The organism is Methylomicrobium sp. Wu6 (assembly GCF_035916875.1).
Taxonomy (GTDB): domain Bacteria; phylum Pseudomonadota; class Gammaproteobacteria; order Methylococcales; family Methylomonadaceae; genus Methylomicrobium.
Genome location: NZ_JAXUHN010000009.1, coordinates 1 through 5257, shown reverse-complemented (window position 1 = coordinate 5257; position 5257 = coordinate 1). Strand labels below are relative to the sequence as shown.

General features: G+C 50.6%; 5 protein-coding genes and 2 pseudogenes. All 7 read right to left on the bottom strand.

From position 1 onward, the window contains the following. Nucleotides 1–152 precede the first annotated feature (152 nt). Nucleotides 153–1139 (bottom strand): annotated as a pseudogene (locus U2W12_RS00250) (IS66 family transposase); the annotation flags it as partial. Nucleotides 1140–1213: 74 nt separating this feature from the next. Then, nucleotides 1214–1581, bottom strand: a pseudogene (gene tnpB / locus U2W12_RS00245) (IS66 family insertion sequence element accessory protein TnpB). Nucleotides 1582–1909: 328 nt separating this feature from the next. After that, the gene (locus U2W12_RS00240; RefSeq protein ID WP_326498670.1) at nt 1910–3211 is read right to left on the bottom strand and encodes a hypothetical protein; all 1302 of its coding nucleotides are present in this window, start codon (nt 3209–3211) and stop codon (nt 1910–1912) included. Nucleotides 3212–3257: 46 nt separating this feature from the next. Further along, nucleotides 3258–3869, bottom strand: a complete 612-nt coding sequence (locus tag U2W12_RS00235; RefSeq protein ID WP_326498669.1) for a zeta toxin family protein — start codon at nt 3867–3869, stop codon at nt 3258–3260. Then, nucleotides 3866–4060, bottom strand: coding sequence for a hypothetical protein (locus U2W12_RS00230; protein WP_326498668.1), 195 nt, complete (start codon nt 4058–4060; stop codon nt 3866–3868). Before U2W12_RS00230 ends, U2W12_RS00235 begins: the two co-directional genes overlap by 4 nt. Beyond that, entirely contained in the window at nt 4050–4181 is a 132-nt protein-coding gene (locus tag U2W12_RS00225) for a hypothetical protein (protein ID WP_326498667.1), read from the bottom strand. The genes U2W12_RS00230 and U2W12_RS00225 overlap by 11 nt, the downstream gene beginning before the upstream one ends. A gap of 149 nt (nt 4182–4330) precedes the next feature. After that, nucleotides 4331–4747, bottom strand: a complete 417-nt coding sequence (locus tag U2W12_RS00220; protein ID WP_326498666.1) for a hypothetical protein — start codon at nt 4745–4747, stop codon at nt 4331–4333. Nucleotides 4748–5257: the final 510 nt, after the last annotated feature.

Sequence of the window (5257 nt, the reverse complement as noted above, 5' to 3'; positions counted from 1 at the left end):
GCTAATGCATAACATTAGGAACCGGATGCGGTAATCCCGCACGTCCGGGTCTGTGAGGGGCAGGGATGGAAACATCCCTGTCTACTCGGCAGGCGAGCTCGATACACGGTTCAAGCCGACGTTGATGCTCGGGATGCGCACGGGCGGCCGCACAGGGCTTTATAGCCTGCGTAGTCGTCGACTACGAGATAGCCTTGCCAGGCTTGCAGAAACTGTTGCGCATGCCGGCCGCTGCGGCCGGCTTGATAGTCGAAGACGATGATCTTCGGCCCGGGTTGCAGGTCGTTACTGCGATAGGCCCACAAATAGGCATTTTTCGTTTTGCCGTTGCCGGGATCGAGTTGCGGCACCGGCGTCTCATCAGCGTGCAGACAGTCACGTTGCAACAGGTGCCAGGCCAGGCGATCCGCCAAAGGCTGTAAGGCGACGCCAAGCCGCCCCACCCAATCGGCCAACGTGGAACGGGACAGATTGACGCCGTCCCGCGCGGCGATTTGTTCCAAGCGGTAGAGCGGCAAATGATCCAGGAATTTGCTGATCATCACCCAGCTCAACAAACCGACCGCGGCCATCCCGCCATCGATCACCGCCGACGGAATCGGTGCCTCCGTGACGGTTTCGCAGGCGCGGCAAGCGTACTGGGGCCGAATGTACCGATGCACGAAGAAGCGGGCCGGCTCGACATCCAGTTGCTCGGTGATATCTTCGCCGATCTTGACCAACTTTCGCCCACATTGACCGCAAGTGCAGGATTCGGGTTCGTGCCGGTGTTCGATCCGTGGCAGATGCGCCGGCAACGGCTGACGACCGGCGCGCAAGCGTTTGGGGCGAGCGACGGTGGCGCAGGGCTCCGTGTCGGCCAACTGCTCGACTTCGGCTTCAATCGCCGAAATATCCGTGTTCCAGGTTTCCTCGAACACATCCCGCTGCAGCGGGGCCAAGGCTTCGCTCTTCGTGCTGAAACGAATGCGCTTGTAATAAGCCAACTCGTGCGTCAGCGCGTCGATTTTAATATCTTTGCTCTGAATCGTTTTCGCATCCCGCTCCGCCTGTTCGATCAGCGCTTGAAGCAGCGCCGCCACTTCGGTTTTAGCCGAAGGTTCCAGGTTCAACTGATCGAGTTTGGCAAGCGGATTCATGGTGGTTATTATACCGCAGGAACCCGCTGAATGCCTTGATTTTACTGGGTTTCAGTGGCTTTTAAAGTCCCACCTTACACCCGCCATGCCGCTGACGGTTGGGCCGATAGCCGTCGCCAATCGACACCGGCGACCAGCCACTGCCATTTATGCCCTTTGGGTACTGGGCCTGACTGAGTGCAAAGACCGGGTCAGAGGCCTTGGGCCAGACAAAACTGCCACGATGCAAACGCCGCTGGCACAGCCAAACCCCGTTGCCGTCCCACAGCAACAGGCGTAAGCGGTTACCGGCACGGTTGCGGAAGATGAAGGCCGATCCGCAGCCAGGCGAATGCCCCAGGCTTTGCTGGACGATCGCGGTTAAGCCATCCAGGCCACGGCGCATGTCGGCCGGTTCTACCGCTACCCAGATCTGTGCCGGGCTCTCGATCAAGCCAGGCATCGCAACAGCTCCGCGAGCCGGCAATTCCAGGCGATGGCCCTGGGCGTGGGTAAAGACAATGACCTCAGTGACAGCCGGTTGAATCTGCACCGGGATCAAGGCCGTCGAATCCAGCTTGGGTAATTTGCGATAATCGCTTAGACGCGCCGTGAACGTACGGACATTGAGTTGCTGCTTGGCGCAATACTCGGCTTGCGACAAACCACTACGTTGCCACGCTTCAATATGCTGACGCCATTTCGTTGTGACGGCCATGCCCAAACTCCTGATCAAAAAATGTCAGGATGCAACAGACGAAAACTATTTTATAGGTGGTACGAGTAGACGCTTACAGTTCATTTGCCTCCAATGTCGACTTACTGTCTATTTTACTTGCATCGAATTTCGCCATGATCACGGTGTTTAATGATGATCCGGTCCAGTAGAGGGCTGTGAAAAGTGCGGCTAATTCCAGATTAGAAATTTCGTAGTCGCCTTCGTTTTCGCATGAAGATCGGCGGGCCAAATTGGAAACCTCATGCAAAAAAATCGATAGCTCAAAGGCGGTCAAACAATCCCAACGGCTGGGTAATTGCTGGTTCGCCATCGCGATATTTTTATGTTTTTCACGGCAGCGCCGAAGGTGAGCAACGGGCGAACGGCCGGCCATGGGGCTTTTCTCACTATCATCATGAATGATGACGTGTTCGACTCCCGTTTTGACTTCTCCTGGGGCACATCCTGCCACACGCGCTTTTTCTTCTTGTTTTTCGGTTTGGCTAAACATCGAAATCGATTCGATGGAAAAAGCGGCGCCTTGCAGATCATCAGGTTCTTGAGCAATGATAGTCTCCCGGGCGGCCTCTCGCTTGAGAATGGCCTCCCAAGCCCGGTTTTGCCTCCTGTTATAGCCGCCTCGATGCTCAACTGCATAGCGGAGCATCCGCCGCAATACATCGATAGTATGGATTAACGGCTCTTTACGAAAATCTTCATCCTCTTCGAGGGTATAAATAAACTCTAAATATTCTGCCAACGATACCGCTTGTTCCGGTAGAGCCTGGATCAAGGGCTTCAAGGCCCAAACTTTCTCCGGGTGTGTGCTCTCGGCACACTGCCGGATGAGGCGCGTCGACTCTCTTGTCGGGCTGGTGAAATCTTTCTCATCGTTCTCTTCAAGATGGCGGAATTCGTTGTGGCTCAACAGTAAAACCGCTTGCAGTAAGCAGTAACGATGTTGATGTTCGCTATCGGGATAACAATACCAAAGTGCGACATATAAGGGATACAGCTCAAATTGCCTAGGAAACGGTGCCCGTTTGGCATCGCTGGATCGATGGTTGATTTCAGGGAACTCAGTGGATAAACGTTCACTGTTTTCGAACAAATATTCACAAATTTGTAGCCAAGGGGGCAAGTCGTTGTATTTGAGTTGCCGATTATCGGTTAATCGCTGAGCGATCGGCAGAATCGCTCTCAAATTATCGGCAATCGTAATCAGGGCGCGCAAGGAAGGGTGGCAGTCTATGAAAATGAGAAACTTTTCCACACAGTCTTCCGGAATGTGGAGTGCGTGATGAATCAGTTTAACAAACAAAACCCAGTCAACTTTGATCCCTTGTTGAGGCGAAGCGCTGTCGATGGTTGTCATAAGTCAAACATTTTCTTTAACGGATTTGAAGTACCGTTAAGTGCCGCTATTTCTGTAACGCTGCAATGATGGGGTTCATCCAAAAAGGAGCCATTTGATAGCTTTTTACGATACACCCTTCATTGGCGCGCAGGGCCAATTGTGGTTCTTGTCCATCCACGGAATTGTCATATAGATACAAACGATCTACCCAAGGGGCAATGACGGCGCACTGGGCGATAGAGCGGAAGTAGCGACTGATAATTTTGGGAATGGGCACGTCATGTCCGCCCAGCATTACGCGTCGAGCGACTCGTGCCGCATTGATGGCGGGATCGGAGGTAGCCACAAAAAACACCCGGATAAAATAGCCACGAGACCGGGCTTTTTGCAAAAATTCGACTTTATCCGGCCCCGAAAAAACGGTTTCGAACGCAAGACTTCGCCGATCCTGCAAGCACTGCTCACGCCGTTCGGCCGCCAAATTGGCGGCGTTAATAACTGCTTTATGAGAATTCCAATCCCCAAACTCGTCACGAGCGATAAAGTCCGGATTGATGTATTCGCAGCCCTGAAACCATTCATGCGCCAAGCCTTGCTCGGTGATTGTCGTTTTACCGGCACCATTGGGGCCGGCAATGACCAGCAGGCGAGGCTTGGGATTTTGATTTTCGTTCATGGGGCGGGAGTCATGAGTTGTGTCTTAATGGCGGCGGAAACGTCTTGAAGCTGTTGTTTAATCAATTGCTCTACTTCACGCTTTCGTTCCATCGCCAGCAGCAAGGCTTCTCGCATGACTAACTGCAGTTCTTCGTCGGTGGGATCGGTTTCCGGCGCCATCAGGTCGCGCGCGCAAGCCTTATTTATCACGGGGATCTCCTGGCAATTCATGGTAAGAATTTGATATTACTTGAGGTTGATCGACTTTTTCAATCGGTTCGATGTTAACATGTTTGCCAGATTGTGCCGGAGCAGAAATGGATTCGTTCATCGTGCTGTCAACTTCTGTAGGGCTCGTCGAGGTCTTCGAGCGCTTTTTCCTTTTCAAATAGACTGTCCTTCGGTCCACGCCAAGCGCGGTCGACAACGTGCTCAATTGTTTTATTTTCGGGGCAATGACATTTTTGACGTCATCAAATTCTATCCACGCTCGACAAAGCTGATCCGCAGCGTCTTGAGTACGCAATGAGAATAATAATGGCTGAGATAAAAATCAGCGGTTGCAATCGTACTGACATCCTTCTGACCGAGCCCCTTCAATACGCAACAACTAAATATATGCTCGTCTAAATCAAATAGCTTTGCTAGCTGTAACACTCGTACGTTGTTAATACAGTAATAGTTCTCCTGTTCTTGGACAAGAAGAAATGGATATAGAGCAATATACACTGATAGGAAGTCACGATCGATAAGCTTTCTATCCGTCATTAAATATTCAAAATTGCTCTGCATAGCTAAAATCTTCTTTAAAGATGAATGAGCGGATATCTGTTTAAAAGGCAGCTCTACATAATCATATTCAATACTTTTTAACCCTGATAATTTTTTATTTTTCACAGCTAATTAGTGAGTCAATGTCGATTCGCACTCTTAACAAGGTATAAATTTTGCGACTTTTACAATAAACGTATTATGGACATTTCAGTGCTAATGTCAAATATGTTCTCTTTTAGGATATGATGATGTGGACATCCTGTGTCAGGATTTCACTCTTAAAGAGCATAAAATGGCGTCGTTTGATTGATCGTTAAACTCTTGCAAGCCGCTAAGTTTACGGAATTAGTCATTTTATGGCATATAATGAAATATAAAGGGCGTTGGCGGATTAGTCCTCTGGCGGCTGAGGTTAGAGGTTCTAATACTCTCGGGCGCGCCACTTTACATTCCCCCAAATCCCTTTTTTGGCTTTGTGTCCTGGATGGGCCAGCGTGCCTTGATCTCAAAGTCATTTAAGTGTCTCGCAGAAAGTTGATTGGCGTTAAACTAAAAGCTTTTTAGAACCAGCAGGAAACAGAGTTGGCAAGGGTTGCCCGATTAGAACTATCAGAAAACGATGACGCATGTTTG

Excerpts from the sequence above, each read along its gene's own strand:
- U2W12_RS00240 (WP_326498670.1), bottom strand. The coding sequence starts at position 3,211 with ATGACAACCATCGACAGCGCTTCGCCTCAACAAGGGATCAAAGTTGAC.
- U2W12_RS00235 (WP_326498669.1), bottom strand. The coding sequence starts at position 3,869 with ATGAACGAAAATCAAAATCCCAAGCCTCGCCTGCTGGTCATTGCCGGC.
- U2W12_RS00225 (WP_326498667.1), bottom strand. The coding sequence starts at position 4,181 with ATGAACGAATCCATTTCTGCTCCGGCACAATCTGGCAAACATGTTAAC.